Source organism: Actinosynnema sp. ALI-1.44, from assembly GCF_001984155.1.
In the GTDB taxonomy this organism is placed as follows: Bacteria; Actinomycetota; Actinomycetes; order Mycobacteriales; family Pseudonocardiaceae; genus Kibdelosporangium.
Map to the genome: position 1 here is coordinate 14665 of NZ_MTQO01000021.1, position 18713 is coordinate 33377.

Annotated in this window: 9 protein-coding genes; 8 read left to right on the forward strand and 1 reads right to left on the reverse strand. The window is 70.8% G+C overall.

Going from position 1 to position 18713, the window contains the following annotated elements; genetic code table 11:
- Nucleotides 1-126 precede the first annotated feature (126 nt).
- Both ALI144C_RS01265 and ALI144C_RS01270 read left to right on the forward strand, forming a co-directional pair.
- Entirely contained in the window at nucleotides 127-2823 is a 2697-nt protein-coding gene (locus ALI144C_RS01265) for a helix-turn-helix transcriptional regulator (protein ID WP_076985161.1), read from the forward strand.
- Nucleotides 2824-2887: 64 nt separating this feature from the next.
- Nucleotides 2888-3154 (forward strand): hypothetical protein, encoded by a 267-nt coding sequence (locus ALI144C_RS01270; protein ID WP_076985127.1) that lies wholly within the window; start codon nucleotides 2888-2890, stop codon nucleotides 3152-3154.
- Here the strand turns inward: ALI144C_RS01270 and ALI144C_RS01275 are convergent.
- A complete protein-coding gene (locus tag ALI144C_RS01275; RefSeq protein WP_076985128.1) occupies nucleotides 3145-3744 on the reverse strand; it encodes a TetR/AcrR family transcriptional regulator in 600 nt (199 codons plus the stop codon). The genes ALI144C_RS01270 and ALI144C_RS01275 overlap by 10 nt on opposite strands.
- A 193-nt stretch (nucleotides 3745-3937) precedes the next feature.
- On the opposite strand from ALI144C_RS01275, the gene ALI144C_RS01280 reads away from it, so the two are divergent.
- From ALI144C_RS01280 to ALI144C_RS01305, 6 genes are all read left to right on the forward strand, one after another.
- On the forward strand, nucleotides 3938-5194 hold the full coding sequence (locus ALI144C_RS01280) for a pyridoxal phosphate-dependent aminotransferase (protein WP_076985129.1): 1257 nt from the start codon (nucleotides 3938-3940) through the stop codon (nucleotides 5192-5194).
- Nucleotides 5195-5537: 343 nt separating this feature from the next.
- The gene (locus tag ALI144C_RS01285) at nucleotides 5538-6200 is read left to right on the forward strand and encodes an MHYT domain-containing protein (RefSeq protein ID WP_076985130.1); all 663 of its coding nucleotides are present in this window, start codon (nucleotides 5538-5540) and stop codon (nucleotides 6198-6200) included.
- On the forward strand, nucleotides 6181-7641 hold the full coding sequence (locus tag ALI144C_RS01290) for an aldehyde dehydrogenase family protein (RefSeq protein WP_076985131.1): 1461 nt from the start codon (nucleotides 6181-6183) through the stop codon (nucleotides 7639-7641). The genes ALI144C_RS01285 and ALI144C_RS01290 overlap by 20 nt, the downstream gene beginning before the upstream one ends.
- A gap of 395 nt (nucleotides 7642-8036) precedes the next feature.
- Nucleotides 8037-14510, forward strand: coding sequence for a type I polyketide synthase (locus ALI144C_RS01295; protein WP_237773901.1), 6474 nt, complete (start codon nucleotides 8037-8039; stop codon nucleotides 14508-14510).
- Nucleotides 14498-18445 (forward strand): type I polyketide synthase, encoded by a 3948-nt coding sequence (locus tag ALI144C_RS01300; RefSeq protein ID WP_076985132.1) that lies wholly within the window; start codon nucleotides 14498-14500, stop codon nucleotides 18443-18445. Before ALI144C_RS01295 ends, ALI144C_RS01300 begins: the two co-directional genes overlap by 13 nt.
- The gene (locus ALI144C_RS01305; protein WP_237773902.1) at nucleotides 18423-18710 is read left to right on the forward strand and encodes an acyl carrier protein; all 288 of its coding nucleotides are present in this window, start codon (nucleotides 18423-18425) and stop codon (nucleotides 18708-18710) included. Before ALI144C_RS01300 ends, ALI144C_RS01305 begins: the two co-directional genes overlap by 23 nt.
- Nucleotides 18711-18713: the final 3 nt, after the last annotated feature.

The window sequence follows — 18713 nt, forward strand, 5'->3', positions numbered from 1 at the left end:
CGTCCCGTATGAAATTTCGGCGGTGGCAACTATGAAGAACACACCCACGTTGATGATCCCCGCACTGGAAATGACCCGGAGCAACGCTGAACATTTTTGGTGGGATATCGACGAAAGGCTGTGGCGATGGAGCTGGTCGAGCGGAATGGCCCATGGGGCGCGTTGGCACGCCTGCACACACGTACCGCGGCGGGACAGGGCGTGGTCGCGCTGGTCACCGGCGGGATGGCCACGGGCAAGACCGAACTGCTGCGCGAGTTCACCGCCGACGCGGCGCGCGACGGCACGCTGGTGCTGTCCGCGACCGGTTCGCGCGCCGAGCAGTCGCTGCAGCTCGGCGTGGTGTGCCAGATCCTGCACGGCCCGTCGTTCCCGGACGTCCCGGTACCCGCACCGTCCGCTGTGGACAGCGTGCCGTGGGACCGGGTCGTCGAGGACCCCGCTGTGGTCGGGCCGCACGACGCGCCGGTGATCCGTGACATGTGCGCCGCCTTGCTGAGCGCGGCCAAACACCGCACGGTGGTGCTCTGGATCGACGACATCCAGTTCGTCGACAGTGCCACTCTGCGCGTGCTGCTGTACCTGCGGCGCCGCATGTCGGCCGCGTCGATCCTGCTGGTGCTGTCCGGCTGGGAACAACGACGGCAGACCTGGCCGTCGTTCCGCGCCGAGATCACCCGCCAGCCGCACGAGAAGATCACGCTCGACCTGCTGTCGCTCGACGGCGTCGGCGAACTGATCACCAAACGCCTCGACGGCCCGGCCGCGACCCGGTTCAGCCCCGGCTGCCACCGGCTCAGCGGCGGAAACCCGTTGCTGGTCCACGCCTTGCTTGAGGACATCAGGGACGGCGACCTGACCCCGCGCGCCGCGTACGGCCAGGCCGTGCTGACGAGCCTGCACCGCGCGGGGCCCCTGCCGTACGCCGTGGCGGGTGCTGTCGCCGTGCTCGGCGAGCACGCCACGCCCGAACTCGTCGGCCAGCTCGTGGACGAGAGCGCCGACGAGGTCACGTCCGCGCTCGACCTGTTGTCCGGCGCGGGAATGCTCGACCGGATGGCGTTCAGGCACCCCGTCGTCGCGTCGACTGTGCTCGGCGCACTGCCGCCCGGGGACCGCTCCCGGCTGCATTCGCGGGCCGCGCGGTCACTGCACCAGGAAGGCTTCGGCGCACTGGAGATCGCCCGGCACCTCGTGCACGCGGACGTCACCGGAGAGGACTGGGTGACCACACAACTGGCCGAGGCGGCCGAACGGGCACTGGCCGACGACGACGTCGCCTGGGCGGGCCAGTGCCTGCGGCTGGCCCTGCGCGGCTGCACCGACCGGGCACGGCGGCGGGACATCGCGAAGTCCCTGGCCCGGACCGAATGGCGGGTCAACCCCGCCGCGGCGGCGTTGCACATGCCGTCGCTGCGGGAGGCGCTGGCCGAGGGCACCGTGGAAAACCGCGACGCCGTAGTACTGGCCCGGCACACGCTGTGGCACGGCGACAAGACCGCTGCGGTGGCCGCGCTCGGTGCTGTGACGGACCCGCAGGCCGCCGACGAACTGCGCCTGGCCTACGGGTGGCTGTACGGCACGCAGGATGACCTGCCAGCCAATGAAGCCAGCGGCACACCGTGGATCCAGGTCGGCGGCAGACTCGCCAGCCTGATGGTCAAGGGCCGCAGCGCTGACGTGGCCGTGGGCGCCGAGCACATCCTGCAAAGCTGTCAACTCGCCGACACCACAGTGGAGATCGTGGTGTCCGCGCTGATCGCCCTGTGCTACGCGGACAAGGCCGACAAAGCCGTGTTCTGGTGCGACACGCTGGCCGACGAGGCACAGCGCCGCAACGCGCGGACCTGGCAGGCCGTGCTGAGCGCGGCCCGTGCCGACATCGCGCAGCGGCAGGGAGACCTGGGGTTGGCCGAAGCGCAGGCGAGCGCCGCCTTGCGAATGCTGCCCGCCGACGGCTGGGGCGTCCTAATAGGACTGCCGAGGGCGACGTTGCTGCTGGCGTACACCGCGATGGGCCGGTTGGACCGCGCCGCCGAGGTGCTCAGGCAGTTCGTGCCCGACCGGATGGCGGATACGGTGATCGGCCTGCGGTGGCTGCACGCCAGGGGCCACTACCACCTGGCGACCGGCCGCCCGCTGGCGGCGCTGGACGACTTCCAGACGTGCGACCGGCAGATGCGGCAGTGGAACATCGACATACCCGCGCTCGTGCCCGCGCACTCCGACCTGGCACAGGCGTACCTGCGTCTCGACCAGCGGAAGGTGGCGCGGGACATGGTGTGCCGCCAGCTCGACCGGCCACGGGCGATCAGCTCACGCACCCGGGGAACGGCGTTGCGGGTCCTCGCCGCCACCAGTGACTTGCGGCAGCGCCCCGGGATGCTGATGGAGGCGATCGAGGACCTGCACACGTGCGGGGACCGCCTGGAGTTGGCTCGGGCGTTGATCGACCTCAGCGAGGCCCACCAGGAACTCGGCGAATTCAGCAGGGCGCGGATGCACGCCCGCCGGGCCGCGGCCGAGGCGAAGGCGTGCCGGGCCGAACCCCTGACCAAGCTGCTGTCGCACGGCGGGTCGTTCGACACCAAGGACCAACGGGCCGAAGCCGAGGGCGTGCCGCCGCTCAGCGGGGCGGAGCGGCGCGTCGCGACCCTGGCCGCGCGCGGGTACAGCAACCGGGAGATCGGGCGGATGCTGTACATCACGGTGAGCACTGTCGAGCAGCACCTGACTCGGGTGTACCGCAAGCTGAACGTGGGCAGCCGGGCGGACCTGCCGGTCGGCCTGCTGCTCAGTCGCGTTCCGGTGAAGGGCGCCTAGAACGGCACCCCATCGCGGCGCTTAGGGGTGTCGGTCGTCGCCGCGCCCGCGCTGTAATGGCGGCATGGCGGTCAGGCCGCACCCCTGGATCCAAGCCGCGGTGTCCGCCGACGGCCGGATGGAGCTGTCCGGGGCCGCCGACATCCGGTTCCACTGTGGACCGGTCGGCACCGCCATGTGGATCGCGTTGTGCCAACACGACTGGCAGATCGACGCGGCCGCCGTGCTGCTGGCCGGGCAGTGGCGGCTCGACGTGGTGAACGCGCGCGCGGATCTGGAGATTTGGGTGGCCGAACTGTGGGACGCGGGCCTGCTGGCTTATCAGGAGTGAACGGGTAGCGCCTGGCTGACGCCCGCGACCGCGCGGACCGCGTCGGCCAGGTCGCGGCCGTCGGGAGCTTTGCCGGGGTCCACCAGCCACTGCGCGATCACACCGAACAACACGGCCAGGGCGAACGAGCCCGCGGACCGGACGGACCGCTCGTCGGCGGCCGGGTCGATCAGCCGCAGCAAGGTGGCCAGCGCACGCCGGGCGCTCTCCTGCGCCGCGGAGAAGTAGGGCCGCAGTTCGGGGGAGTGGTGCAGCTGGGTGAGGACCTCGAACTGCGTCACCCACAGCGCGCGGTGGTGCTCGACCAGGTCGAGGACGCGGGGCCAGATCGCTTCGAACCGGTCGAGCGGGGTGGCCGTGCCCGCCATGGTCTCGCTGACGGCCAGCAGGTGCGCGATGTCGGCCGCCCACTCCTCGGTCGCCTGGACCAGCGCCGCGTTCATCAACGCGTCCTTGGTGCCGAAGTGGTAGCCGATCGAGCCGAGGTTGGTCTTCGACGCCGCCACGATGTCCCGCGCGGTCGTGCGGGCGTATCCCTTGTCCAGCAAGCACCTCTTCGCGCCCGCCAGCAGCTGCTCCCGATGTCCCATCGCAGTCCCATCCGCCGCCGGAGGCCCTTCGCGGATTTCGAGTCTATAAGGGCGGATGCGGGGTGTGCCAGGGGACGAACGGCCTGTTCACGGGCCAACTGCGGACGACTCGAATTCGCCAGCCGACTGGGCGACCATGAACGGGTGCGGGAGTTTCCCTCCCGCGATCAGCGGATGAGGGGAGCTTTGCGCGATGGCCGACTGGCGGGTCTCGCCCAGCCTGGCGCTCGACGAGCTGGTCGTCGAGCGCCTCGCCCTCGGGGAGTCCATTGTGCACCTCGGGTTCGGCGAGGTTCGGCTGCCCGCGTTCGAACCGTTGGTCGAGCGCCTGGTCGCCGGCGCGTACCGGACCGCCGCGGGTCCGGTGGCAGGCGGTCCGGCGTTGCGCGAAGCCGTGGCCGGATACTTCGCCCGGCGCCGGGTGCCGACCGGCGCGGACCAGATCGTGGCCGGCCCGGGGAGCAAACCGCTGCTGCTGGCGTTGAACCTGGTCGTGCGGGGCGACGTCATCGTGCCGAAGCCCGCGTGGAACACCTATGCGCCGCAGGCGGAACTGGCGGGCAAGAAGGCCTTCCGGGTGCCGATCCCGGCGCAGGCCGGCGGTGTCCCCGACCCAGGTGCGTTGCGGGACACCATCATCGCCGCACGGGCGCTCGGTCGTGACCCCAGGATCGTGATCCTCACCCTGCCGGACGACTCGACCGGCACACTGGCGTCCCCGGAGCTCGTGCGGGAGATCTGCGTGATCGCGGAGCAGGAGGACCTGCTGATCGTCTCCGACGAGATCCACCGCGACGTCCTGCACGACCCGAGGACCCGGCTGACCAGCCCGGCGGAGCTGGCGCCGGCGCGAACCGTCGTCACCACGGGACTCTCCAAGAACCTGGCACTGGGCGGGTGGCGGATCGGCGTGGCCAGGTTCCCCGACGGGGTGTGGGGCAGGCGGATCCGCGACGGCGTGATCGCGTTCGCGAGCGAGGTGTGGTCCACTGTGGCCGAACCGATGCAGCGGGTGGCCGAGTACGCCTTCGCCGAGCCCCCGGAGATCCGCGGCCGCCTCGCCGACAGCGCCCGGCTGCACGGGTCGATCGCCCGCGCGGTGCACCGGATCATGGTCGACGCGGGCGCGGTGTGCCGCCCGCCGGTCGGCGCTTTCGCCGTGTACCCGGATTTCTCGCCGGTCCGCGAAAGACTCGCCGGGCGTGGCGTCACGGATTCGGCGTCGCTGAGCCGTCAGCTGTTGGACGAGCACGGGATCGGCGTCCTGGCTGGGCACCTGCTCGGCGACGACGAGGACGCCCTGCGGTTCAAGGCTTCCACGAGCACGTTGTACGGAGACACCGCCGAGTTGCAGCGGCAGGCGCTCGACTCGGCGGACCCGGCCCGGCTCCCGCATGTGAGTGACTTGCTCACCAGAATCGGCGAGGCGTTCGGCAAGGTGTGCGGCTGAGCCGGTCCAGTATGTTTCTCGTTCATTATTGACGGTTATCACCCACACGTCATGAACTCTTCGCGTGCCCCTTGTCAACGCCGCCCGCCGGGCTATATTTAGCGCCACTATCCAGTTGCTTCAGGGAGTGGCGCTCATTCGGGAGGGCTGAGGCAATGCAGGGTTTCAGTTTTGACGTCGTGACCGCCGTCCTCGCGTACGGGGTGTCCGTCGTCGGCTCGGCGCTGGGCTTGCTGTGCACGTCACGGGCCCGCGTGGTCGACGGGCGGGCCAGGGCGAGGTGGCTCGGGCTCGCCGCGACGTCCATTGGCGGGACCGGTATCTGGGTCATGCATTCATTGCCATGCTCGGGTCGGAAGTTCACGGAACACCGTTGCGATATGACGCGGCGACCACAATATTGAGCATGGTCCTCGCGATACTCGTGGTCGCGGTCGGGCTGTTCATCGTCGGGTTCAAGGCGGGCTCGGGATGGCTTTTCGTCGGCGGTGCGGCCACCGGCGCGGGCGTGGCGATCATGCATTACGTCGGAATGGCCGCGATCGACTTGTACGGCGAGGTGCGCTACGACCCGTTCCTGGTGTTGCTCTCGGTCGTGATCGCCATCGTGGCCGCGACGGCGGCGTTGTGGGCCACGGTCAACATCCGGGCGTTCGGCGCGATCGTGGCGGCCGCCTTGATCATGGGGGTCGCGGTCAACGGCATGCACCACGTCGGGATGGCCGCGGCGGAGGTGATGCCGAACATGGCGGCCGGGGGGCTGCACGGGATGAACGGGCGCGATCTGTTGCTGCCGCTGATCGTCGGCATCAGCTTCGTGACCGTCATGACGCTCGCGATCGTCACGCTTTCGCCCAACCCCAAGGAGATCGCCGAGGAACGCGCGCTGCAGGCGAGAATCGCCAACGCCACCGGCGCGGGTCAGGCTTCCACTGAGCGGAAACCAGGGCTGACTGCCACCCATCCGGCGGGTAGACGTCTGCCGTATGGCGTTTCTCGACGATGAGACCTGGCGGGGACGGATCTTCACCGGCTCGTGGGTGACCTCGGCAGGCGGTGACACCGCGGTGGTGGAACCCGCGACCGGACGGGAGATCGGCCGGGCGGGCATGGCCGCGCCCGCCGATGTCGCGGACGCGGCGAAGGTGGCGGCGAACGCGCAACGCGCGTGGGCGGCGACACCGTTCCAGCAACGCGCCGCGGTGCTGCGCAAAGCCGCCGAACTGTGGCGCGTGCACAGCGAGGAGCTCGGTTCGTGGCTGGCACGGGAGTCCGGCAGCACGGCGGCCAAGGTCGGCTTCGAACTGCACGTGGCCGAACAGGAATGCCTCGAAGCGGCCGCGCTTCCCGGGCGGCCCAGCGGATCCGTGCTACCGAGTGAGGCGCCGCGGCTGAGCATGGCCCAGCGGGTGCCCGCGGGCGTGGTCGGCGTGATCGCGCCGTTCAACGCGCCGCTGATCCTCTCGATCCGTTCGGTGGCACCGGCTCTGGCGCTCGGCAACGCCGTGATCCTCAAGCCGGACCCGCGGACCGCGGTCTGCGGCGGCGTGGCGCTGGCGCGGGTCTTCGAGGACGCCGGTCTGCCGCCGGGCGTCCTGCACGTGCTGCCCGGTGGCCGGGAGACAGGTGAGGCGTTGGTGTCCGACCCGAACGTCCGGGTCATCTCGTTCACCGGCTCGACGGCCGCGGGCCGCAGCGTCGGGGAGGTCGCGGGCCGCCACCTCAAGCGCGCGCACCTGGAACTCGGCGGCAACTCCGCCCTGATCGTCACGCGGGACGCCGATCTGGCGGGGGCGGTCGGCGCGGCGGCGTGGGGCTCGTTCTTCCACCAGGGCCAGATCTGCATGACCACCGGACGGCATCTGGTGCATGAGTCCCTTTTCGACGACTACGTGCGCCTGCTGGCCGAGAAGGCCGACAGCCTCGTCGTCGGCGACCCCGCCACCGGGGACGTCGCGCTCGGCCCGTTGATCGACGCGGGACAGCGCGACAAGATCCACGCTCTGGTGACCGACTCGGTGGCGGCGGGCGCGACCCTGGCCGCGGGCGGGACCTACACCGACTTGTACTACCGGCCCACGGTCCTCGCTGACCGCACCGCGAGCACGCGGGCCTACCGCGAGGAGATCTTCGGCCCCGTCGCGGTCGTCACGCCGTTCGAGTCCGAGGACGACGCGGTCAAGCTGGCAGGCGACAGCGAGTACGGCCTGTCGCTGGGGATCCTGACCGGGGACGCGATGCGGGGGCTGGCGCTCGCCGAGCGGATCCCGACCGGCATCGTGCATGTCAACGACCAGACGGTGAACGACGAGGCGCATGCGCCGTTCGGCGGTGTCCGTGCGTCCGGGACCGGGTCGCGGTTCGGTGGCGCGGAGGCCAACATCGAGGCATTCACCGAGACCAGGTGGATCACCGCGCGGGCGGGCATTCCCGGCTTTCCGTTGTAAGAAGTGTCATGTGTCAAGGGGGTTCGGCCATAGCCGGACCCCCTTTATCGTTTCAGTTGATTGACGGACTCACCATCGTGAGTGTTCGCCCTAGCGGATGCTGTGGTCCCCGGACAACCATCCCCCGCTCGATGAGAAATTCCCACAAGGGTGTGGACGGCGGTCGGGTTTGTTTGTACGGTGATCGGCGTACGACAGTCCGTCATCATGTGCCCCCAATGTGCTGGGTCGTCGTACGCGGTGTCGAACAACGGCAACATTGTCGTTGCGGCGACGTTAACCCGTTGAAACGGTTGTAAACGGTCCGGAAACGCCCCACCGGGGTGGCGCTCCGGTTGTTCACCACTGGTTTCCTTTCACATCCCAATTGCCCTGTAGGTGTGAGGAGGAACGACTTGAGCGCGCTCTCATATCGTGACCTGGTCATCGGCGTCAGCCCGCTCGCCGAGCCCAATGCCGCGCTGGTCGTCGCCGTGGAGCGTGCCGGCGGTCTCGGCGTGCTCGACCTCGGCCGCGACCGCGCCAAGGCACTGGCGGCGCTCGACCTCGTGCGCCGCAGACTGGGAACCCCGTTCGGTGTCCGCGTCGGGCCCGACTGTCCATTGGGGCCGGACGAGCTGCCCGACGACGTCGACGTGATCCTCACACCCCGGCCGATCCCCGGTCTTGGTCCCGTTCGAGGCCGTGGTGTCCTCGCCGAGGTGACCTCGCTGGACGAGGCGCGTGCCGCAGTCGGACACGGCGCCACCGGCCTGGTCGCGCGTGGCTCGGAATCGGGCGGGCGAGTGGGCGAGTCGACCACGTTCGTATTGCTGCAACGCCTGGTTGCCGAGTTCGACGTGCCGGTGTGGGCGGCCGGTGGGATCGGCCCGAATACCGCCGCCGCGGCCGTGGCCGGTGGTGCTCGCGGCGTCGTTCTGGACAGTCAGCTCGCGCTTCTCAGTGAAGTGCGGGATTGTCTCGACGCTGAGCTCGTCACCACTGTTATGGGTATGGACGGCGCGGATACGACTATTGTCGACGGCCGTCGGGTACTGGCACGTCCCGGCGCTGGTTATGTGGTCGAGATCGGGCAGGACGGCGCGCTGGCCGACGGTTTGTGGCGGTCTTGCCGCACAGTGGGCGGCGTAGTGCAAATGGTCGGCGAAACCGTGCGCGCCAATCTCGAATCGGCCGCGCGGAATCCGGCGCTGCGGCCGGGTGGTCCATTCTGCGAGCGCGCGCCGGGACTGCGGTATCCCCTCGCGCAAGGCCCGATGACCCGCGTGAGCGACCAGCCCGCGTTCGCCGCGGCCGTGGCTGAGGGCGGTGGGTTGCCGTTCCTTGCGCTCTCCTTGATGAACGGCGAGCAGACCCGGTCGCTGTTGACCCGAACAGCCGATCTTCTCGGCGACCGTCCGTGGGGCATCGGGATGCTCGGTTTCGCCGATCCGGACCTCAGACAGGCCCAGTTGGCCGAGGTCCTCGCGGCGAAACCGCGTTACGCCATCGTGGCGGGTGGCAACCCCGCGCAGGCCAAAGCCCTTGAGGACGCGGGGATCGAGGCGTACCTGCACGTCCCGTCGCCCGCGTTGCTGCGCAACTTCCTGGACGACGGTGCGCGCAAGTTCGTCTTCGAAGGCTGGGAATGCGGTGGTCACACCGGCCCCCGGTCCAGCTTCACCCTGTGGGAGCAGCAGATCTCGGTGCTGCTCGACCGGGGATCGCTCGCCGACGTCCGCGTCCTGTTCGCCGGTGGGATCCACGACGAACGCTCGGCTGCGATGGTGTCGGCGATGAGCGCGTCGCTGATCGAGCGCGGCGCCGCCGTCGGCGCGTTGATGGGCACGGCCTACCTGTTCACCCGTGAGGCTGTCGAGCTCGGCGCGATCACACCGGTGTTCCAGCAGGTGGCACTCGAGTGCGCGGAGACAGCGCTGCTGGAGACCTCGCCGGGGCACAGCGTCCGCTGCGCCCAGTCGTCCTTTGTGGACACCTTCGGCGAAGCGAAGGCCGAGCTGGCGGGCGCGCCGCGCCAGGAGGCGTGGGAACGGCTGGAACAGCTCAACCTCGGCAGGCTGCGGATCGCCAGCCGCGCGCTCAAGCGCGTCGGCGTCGAGCTCGTCGCGGTCGACGAGGACGAGCAACGCGACACCGGCATGTTCATGATCGGCCAGGTGGCGACGCTGCGGTCCGAGCTGACCGACATCGCCACCCTGCACGAACAGGTCACCAGCACCGGGTTGGTGCGTGCCAGGCACGCCGAACTGGCGCGTGCGCCGAAGGCGGAGGGCGTCCGGCCGCTGGACGTCGCCATCGTCGGGATGGCCGCGATGCTGCCCGGCGCGGGCGACGTGGCACGGTTCTGGAGCAACGTGGTCTCGGGCGCCGACGCGATCCGCGAGGTGCCGTCCGACAGGTGGAATCCGGAGCTGTACCAGGGCGCCACCCCGTCGCGGTGGGGCGGTTTTCTCGACCCGGTCCCGTTCGACCCGCTCGCGTACGGCATCCCACCGGCGTCGCTGACGTCGATCGAACCCGCGCAACTGCTCGCGCTCGAAGCGGCCGCGCGAGCACTGACCGACGCCGGATACCAGACGAGGCAGTTCGACCGTGATCGCACGTCGGTGATCTTCGGCGCGGAGGCGGGCGCCGACCTGGCCAACGCCTACACCGTCCGGTCCGCGTTGCCCGCTCTGTTCGGCGGCACACCGGACGGGCTCGACGACTTCCTGCCCAAGCTGACCGAGGACTCGTTCCCCGGCGTGCTGGGCAACGTGATCGCCGGGCGGATCGCCAACCGGCTCGACCTCGGCGGCGCGAACTACACCGTGGACGCGGCGTGCGCGTCCAGCCTCGCCGCGCTTGACGTGGCCTGCAAGGAACTGCGCACGGGCACCAGCGACATGGTTCTGTGTGGCGCGGTCGACCTGCACAACAGCGCGCACGACTACCTGATGTTCGCCTCGGTGCAGGCTTTGTCGCCCAGTGGCCGGTGCGCCACATTCGACTCGGCCGCCGACGGCATCGCGTTGGGTGAAGGCGTCGCGTGCGTGGTGCTCAAGCGACTGGCCGACGCCGAACGCGACGGAGACCGGATCTACGCGGTGATCAAGGGGATCGGCGCGTCCAGCGACGGCAAGTCGTTGGGCCTGACCGCACCCCGGGCTGACGGGCAACGCCGCGCGCTGCGCCGGGCTTACACCTCGGCAGGCGTGTCCATGGAGGAGGTCGGGCTTGTCGAGGCGCACGGCACCGGCACGGTCGTCGGCGACCGGACTGAACTGGCCGCGTTGACCGAGATGTTCACCGAGGCCGGTGCGGACACCGCGGGCTGCACGGTCGGCTCGGTGAAATCCCAGATCGGGCACACCAAGTGCGCCGCGGGCCTGGCCGGGCTGATCAAGGCGGCCACGGCCGTGCACACCGGCATCCGGCCGGGCACGCTGCACGTCACCGCGCCGAACGCCTACTACCAGAAGGAAACCAGCCCGTTCGCCTTCGGCAGGCGAACCTGGTCGGCCCCGGCCGGGCAGCGCACCGCGGGTGTCAGCGCGTTCGGTTTCGGCGGTACCAACTTCCACGCCGTCATCACCGGTTACGACGGCGTCGACGAGCCACGGCACGGCCTGCGGGAATGGCCCGCGGAACTGCTCGTGTTCCGCGGCGCCGACCAGGCCGCCGCACAGCGTGCGGCCGACCGGCTGGCGCGGCTGGTGCGCGCCAACGATGAGGCGGGCCGCCCACGCGACCTGCGCGACCTGGCGGCCACGGCGGCGGCCATGTCCCCGGGGCAGCCGATCCAGGCAGCGGCTGTGGTGGAGACCTTCGAGCAGCTGGCCGTTGCGGTGGCCGATGTTCAGGCGTGGCGCGCATCGGATGCCGTCCAGCTGCGCAGCGACGCGACCACGCCGACCGTCGCGTTCCTCTACCCGGGCCAGGGCAGCCAGCGGCCGGGCATGCTGCTCGACCTGTTCACCGCGTTCCCCTGGTTGCAGGAAACCCTGCGACTGGCCGGTGGCCGGTACGAGGACGTCATGTTCCCACCGGCCGCGACGACACCCGACGACGCCGCGCGGCAGAAGGCCGCCATCACCGACACGACCGTCGCCCAGCCCACGCTGGGCATCGCGGGCCTGGCTGTGACCCGGCTGCTGGAATGGCTCGGCGTCCGGCCGGACATGGCGGGCGGGCACAGCTACGGCGAACTCGTCGCGTTGACCGCCGCCGGGGTGTTCGAGCCGGAACAACTGCTGGAGCTGAGCGAGGCACGAGCCAAGGCGATCGTGAGCGCGGTCGGGGACGATCCGGGGACCATGGCCGCGGTCAGCGGCGCCGTCGACGAGGTCCGCGCGCTCGTCCCGGACGACGTCGTGGTGGCCAACCACAATTCGCCGACCCAGGCGGTGATCTCCGGCGGCACCGACGCGGTCGCCGAAGCCGTCCGGCGCCTGTCCGGTGCGGGCCTGTCCGCACGGGCGATCCCGGTCGCCGCCGCGTTCCACAGCCCAGTGGTCGCGCGGGCCGAAGGCGTCTTCGCGGAGGTGCTGGCCACGCAGGAGATCGGCGAACCCGCCATCCCGGTTTGGTCCAATGTGGACGCCCGGCCGCACCGCGACGTGCGCGCGACGCTGGCCCGTCAGGTCGCAGCCGAGGTCAGGTTCGTCGACCAGATCGAGGCCATGTACGCCGCCGGTGCGCGGGTGTTCGTGGAGGCGGGACCGGGCTCGGTGCTGACCGGGCTGGTCGGCGGGATTCTCGGCGACCGGCCGTTCACGGCTGTGGCCTGCGACGGCCGTGCCGGGATGGCCGCTTTCCTGCGCGCGTTGGCCGGGCTCGCCGTCGCCGGTGTGCCGGTGACCGTGACGCCGCTGTTCACCGGCCGGGCCGAACCGGTCCGGCTCGAAGAGATCCCGGCTCGGCCCCAGTGGTTCGTCGATGGAGGACTCGTGCGTGACATCAACGGCAAGGCGCTCGGTGGCGGCCTGCGCCCGGCCACCGAGCAGCCGCGAATCACCATGGCAGGCCAGGCGAACCGCGAAGTGATCGTCAAGGAGTTCCTGGACGGCATGCGGGAAGCCGTTGCCGCGCAACGTGACGTGCTACTCGGCTACCTCGGCACGGCACCCGCGGCGCCCGCTCCGCTGCCCGCGCCGCATCCGGTCGTCGTGCCGGAGGCCGTTGCGGAACCGGTCCCCGAGCCGCACCGGCCGACACTGGACGTCGGCACGGTCGTGCTGGAAACCATCAGCGCGCGCACCGGCTACCCGCCCGAGATGCTGGAACCGGGCCTTGACCTGGAAGCGGACCTGTCGATCGACTCGATCAAGCGGACCGAGATCATCGGCGAGCTGGCCACGGCGCTCGGCGTGACCGGCGACGGCGCCGCCGTGGAGGCGCTGACCGGGATCAAGACCATCGAGGGCATCGTCGGCTGGTTCACCCGAACCGAACCGGCGCCCGCCCAGGCGAAGATCGGTGACACCCCGGTCCGCCAGGTACCCAGCCTGGTCGCGATCGACGCCTGCCCGGCACCCGGTTCGCTGGCGGGCCAGCGGATCCTGATCGTGGACGACGGCGGAGACGTCGGGCTGGAACTGGCCGACCGGATCGAACGGCTCGGCGGCACGGCGCACACGACCCAGCACGTCACCACCGTCGACGCCGACTACGTGCTGTACCTGAGCGCGTTGCGTTCGACCGGTGAGCCCACGTTGCCCGAAGCCTACGAGGAAATCCGCACGAGCCTGCTGTCCGGCGTCAAGGGCTTGATCGTGGCGACCGCGGGTGGCGGGACGTTCGGCTTCGACGAACCGGAGGACGACCACGAGCCGCTGGACCTCGGCATGCACGGCCTGATCCGCACGGTCGCCGCGGAGTACCCGGACCTGCACGTGCGCGCGGTCGACGTGAGCACGAAGGAAAGCCACCGCGTGATCGCGGCGTCCCTGCTGGCCGAGCTGACCACAGTGGACGGACCAGCGGTCGTCGGGCACGCGTCCGGCACACGCCACGCCATCGAACTCGACACCGCCGAACTCGACACCGAGCTGGCCGGTGACGGGCAGGTGGACCTGGACGAGGACAGCGTGGTGCTGCTGACCGGCGGAGCACGCGGGATCACGGCACTCGCCGCGATCGAGATGGCCGAGCGGACCGGGTGCCGGATCGAGCTGATCGGCCGGACCGCGCCGCCGAAGGGACCGGAGGACGCGCGGACAGCCGCCGCGGCGACCGAGGCCGATCTGCGCCGGGCGCTGATCGAGACGGGCCTGACCGACCGCGAGGAGATCGCCACGGCGGCCCGCAAGATCCTGGCCGAACGCGAGGTCCGGACGACCATGGACGCACTTCGCGCCGCGGCGGCGTCCGTGCGCTACCACGCTTGCGACGTGCAGGACGCCGACGCGGTGCACGCGGTGATCGGTGACATCGTCGGCCGCTTCGGCCGGATCGACGGCGTGGTGCACGGCGCCGGGGTGCTGGACGACAAACTGCTGGCCGACAAGACCCCCGAGGCGTTCGCCCGCGTGTACAACACCAAGGTCGGCGGCGCGCGGGCCTTGGCGAAGGCGCTGGAGCACGACCCGAAGTTCATGGTGCTGTTCGGCAGCATCAGCGGTGTGCTCGGCAACCGCGGCCAGGCCGACTACTCCGCGGCCAACGACACACTGGACCGGATCGCCCGGTTCTGGGCCACCCGGACCAGTGCCCGTGTGGTGAGCGTCGACTGGGGCCCGTGGGCGGGCAGCGGGATGGCCGCCGGACTGGCCGAAGAGTACGCCCGGCGCGGTATCCGGCTGATCGACCCGGAGGCGGGCGTCGCGGCTCTGCTGCGCGAGATCGCCATCGGTGACGCGGTCCAGGTGGTCTACCAATGCGCCCGCTAGACGTCGCCATCGTCGGGATGGGGGCGTTGTTCCCCGGTGCGGACGACACGCCGGGGTTCTGGCGCAACATCGCCGGATCGGTCGACGCGATCGGCACGATCCCGGCGCACCGCTGGGACCCGGACGTCCACTACGACCCGTCGGCGAGCCCGGCCAGTGACCGGTTCTACTGCAGGCGAGGCGGTTTCCTCGACGAGCAGGCCGTGTTCGACCCGACCAGGTTCGGCATCATGCCGTCCACAGTGGATGACGCCGAACCGGACCAGCTGCTCGCACTCGGGGTGGCCGCCGAGGCGATCGCGGACGCGGGCGGCGAGCAGGCGTTGCCGGACCGGGCCAGGATCGGTGTCGTCGTCGGCAGGGGCGGCTACCTCACCCCCGGCTGCGCGCGGCTCGACCAGCGGGTCCAGGTGGGGCAGCTCATCTCGGTCGTCAAGGACCTCATCCCCGGTGTGGACACGGCCGCGTTGCGGGAAGCCATCCGGGCACGGCTCGGCCCGGAGCAGCCGGAGGCGTCCATCGGCCTCGTGCCGAACCTGGCCGCGTCCCGGATCGCCAACCGGTTCGACCTGCGCGGCGCGGCATACACAGTGGACGCCGCGTGTGCGTCCGGCCTGGTCGCGGTCGAGCACGCCGTCCGCGAGCTGGCCTCGGGCCGGTGTGACGCGGTGCTCGCCGGTGCGGTGCACGTGTCGCACCACCCGACGTTGTGGAGCGTGTTCACGCAACTGCGGGCGCTCAGTCGCAAGGAACAGATCCGCCCGTTCGACCGTGCGGCGGACGGGACTCTGCTGTCCGAAGGCGTCGGCATGGTGCTGCTCAAGCGTTTGCGTGACGCCGAAGCGAGCGGTGACCGGATCTACGCCGTGATCCGCGGCGTCGGCACGGCCAGCGACGGCCGCGCGACCAGCATGATGACACCCAACCCGGACGGCCAGCTGCTGGCCGTGCGGCGGGCATGGCAGGACGCGGGGCTGGAACCCGGCGAGGGCCTTGGCCTGATCGAGGCGCACGGGACCGCGACCCCAGCCGGTGACGCGGCCGAGCTGACGACCATGATCACCGCGTTCGGCGGCGGCGGTGCTCCCGTCGGCATCGGCACGGTCAAGTCCATGATCGGCCACGCGATGCCCGCGGCCGGGATGGCCGGGCTGATCAAGGCCGCGCTCGCTGTGCACCACGCGACCCTGCCGCCCACCCTGCACATCGACGATCCCCACCCCGCCATGACCGGCACCCGGTTCGCGCCCGTCGTCGAGCCGAGGGCGTGGGAGGGACCACGTCGGGCGGGTGTGAACGCGTTCGGCTTCGGCGGGATCAACGCGCACGTCGTGCTCGAGCAGACCGGTGATTCCCGCGCGGTCGACGTGAACCCGCTCGCGCCTGTCCTGCTGCTGTCGGCCAACTCGCCGGAGGACCTGGAACGGGAACTGCTGGCCGACGACGGCGACCTGATCGGCCGCGCCGCGCGCCGGGTCAGGGCCGATGACCTGCCGTGCCGCCTGGCGATCTGGCAGCCGGACGCCCGCAGGCTCAAGATCGCGCGGCAGGTCGTGGCCAGGGGCAGGAAGTGGACCGGCAGGCACGACATCTGGTTCTCGCCCCGGCCGTTGCTGACCGGCGACGACCAGATCGCCTTCCTGTTCCCCGGGTTCGAGCAGCGCGGCACGGCCGAGCTCGCGGGCGAGGAGTCCGTCGTCGAGCACGCACTGGACTTGCTGCGAGCAGGCCGCAGGCAGGCGAACAAGCTGCGCGAAGCCGGGATCGTGCCGAGCGCCATGGCCGGGCACAGCATGGGGGAGTGGACCGCGATGATCGTCGCGGGGATCTACCCCACGATCGACGAGTTCGTCGACTCGTTGCGGCCGGGCATGGTCGCGGTGGCCGACGTCGTCTACGCCGCACTCGGCTGTTCCGCCGAGAAGGCGCAGGCCGTGCTGAACGAACTGACTGGGCCGGCGGACGTGGTGATCAGCCACGACAACTGCCCGCACCAGTCGGTGATCTGCGGTCCGGCGGACCACCTGGCCACGGCCGTGGCCAGCCTGAAGGAACACGGCGTGATGGCGCAGATCATGCCGTTCCGCACCGGCTTCCACACCCCGGCGCTGGCCCCGCACCTCGCGGCGGCCCGCGCGACCGTCGAAGCCCTCGCGGTGCACCCGCCGTCCATCCCGGTCTGGTCGGCCACCTCACTCGCCCCGATGCCCGGCGACCCGGCCGGGATCAGGGAACTCGTTCTGCGGCACCTCGTCGAACCCGTCCGGTTCCGGCCGTTGCTGCACCGCCTGCACGCGAGCGGAATCCGGGCCTTCGTCCAGGTCGGCCCCGGCAGCCTGCCCGGGTTCGTCGAGGACACCCTCGGCGGCGAGCAGTTCGTGACCATCGCGGGCGACGACGAACACCGAGCCGCGTCGGCACTGTGGGCTTTCGGACTGAACCGGCCCACACGGGGCAGGAAGCTGTCGCTCGGTCTCACACCGGTCCGGCTCGACCCGATCTCGATCGACCAGCCCGTCGCGGTGGATGTGAGCACACCCGTGGGCGCGGCCTTGAACGCCGTGCTCACGCAGACCACAGCGGTGGCCCGAGAAGTGGCCCTGGCTTTGGCGGAGCCTGTTCCGGCAGGATCCGAGCGGGCCGAGGTCTTCTCGTTGCGGACGATGCCGTACCTGGTGGACCACTCGGTGTTCCCCCAGGCGGAGGGGTGGCCGGACCCGTCGGACGGGTTCCCGATCGTGCCGATCACCGGCCTCGCCGACGTGATCAAGGACGCTGCCCGCGCGCTCGTGCCCGGTGGTGTCGTGACCGCGGTCGAATCGGTCAAGGCGATCCGGTGGCTGGAAGTCGAACCGGCACAAGAGGTCCGGATCACCGCCGAGCGGGACGGCGACCTCGTCCGCGTCCGCGTCGCCGGGTACGCCGAAGGGCTGGTCCGGATCGAGGCCGCGTACCCCATGCCGGACGAGCCGGTTTACCCGCCGTTGCGGGCACCGCGCCCCGCGCCGGTGTCGGCGGCCGAACTGTACGACGACGGCTGGATGTTCCACGGTCCCCGGTTCGCCGGGGTCAGCGAGATCACCACACTGGCGGACAACGGGATCACCGGCGCGCTGACCGTCCTGCCGTCGCCCGGCGCGCTGCTGGACTGCGCGGGCCAGCTGATCGGGCACTGGATGCAGGTCAGCAAGGACGTCGACCAGACCGTGCTGCCCACCGGCATCGACCGGGTCCGGTACTACGGACCCGATCCCGAGCCGGGCACGCGGATCGACTGCGACGCGCGGATCGTGGAAGTCACCGACGAGGTCATGCGCGCGGACGCGCGGTTGCGGACCGCGGACGGCAGGCTGTGGTGCCGCGTCGACGGGTGGACGACCCGCCGGTTCACCACCGACGACCGGATCTGGCAGGTCAAACTCCGCGCCGAGCACAACACCCTGGCCGAGCCGCGCGACGGCGGCTGGGTGCTCGTCACCGAGAAATGGGCCGACGACAGCGCGACCCGGGAACTGATGGCGCGCAGGTACCTGACCGCGGCCGAACGGGCCGGTTACGCCACTTTGGACCTGCGGACCCGGCGCCAGTGGCTGCTGCGCCGGATCGCGGCCAAGGACGCGGTCCGGCGCTGGCTGTGGAACCGCGGCGCCGGTGCGATCTTCCCCGCCGAGTTGACCGTCGCCGACGACGGCACCGAGGTCCGGGTCCGCGGCGCGTTCGCGACGCCGAAGGTCTCGGTCGCGCACTGCGCCGACCCCGGCAGACCGTCGGCAGCGGGCTGCGCGGTCGCCATCGCGGGCGACGGCGACGTGGTGATCGACATCAGACCCGGCACGGCGGCCACCCCGGGCGGTGCCGTCGTCACGGGCCAAGGAACGTCCTATGTGGTCGAATGGCAGACGGGAGAGCGGCGTGTCCGAACCGAACGTGCTTGACGAGGTGGTCCGGCTGATCGTCGACGTCGTCGGCGAGGACGTGCTCGTCGGTGTGGAGATCACCCCGGAGACGACCTTCAGCGACGACCTCGGCCTGGAGAGCATCGAGTTCGTCGCGCTCGCGGACAAGCTGCGCGAGCGGTACGGCGACCGGGTCGACCTGGTGGCGTTCCTCGGCGAGATGGACATCGACGAGATCATGGCGATGACCGTCGGCAGGCTCGTCGACCACATCGCCGCCCAGCCCGTCCCGAGCACCGGCTGACCC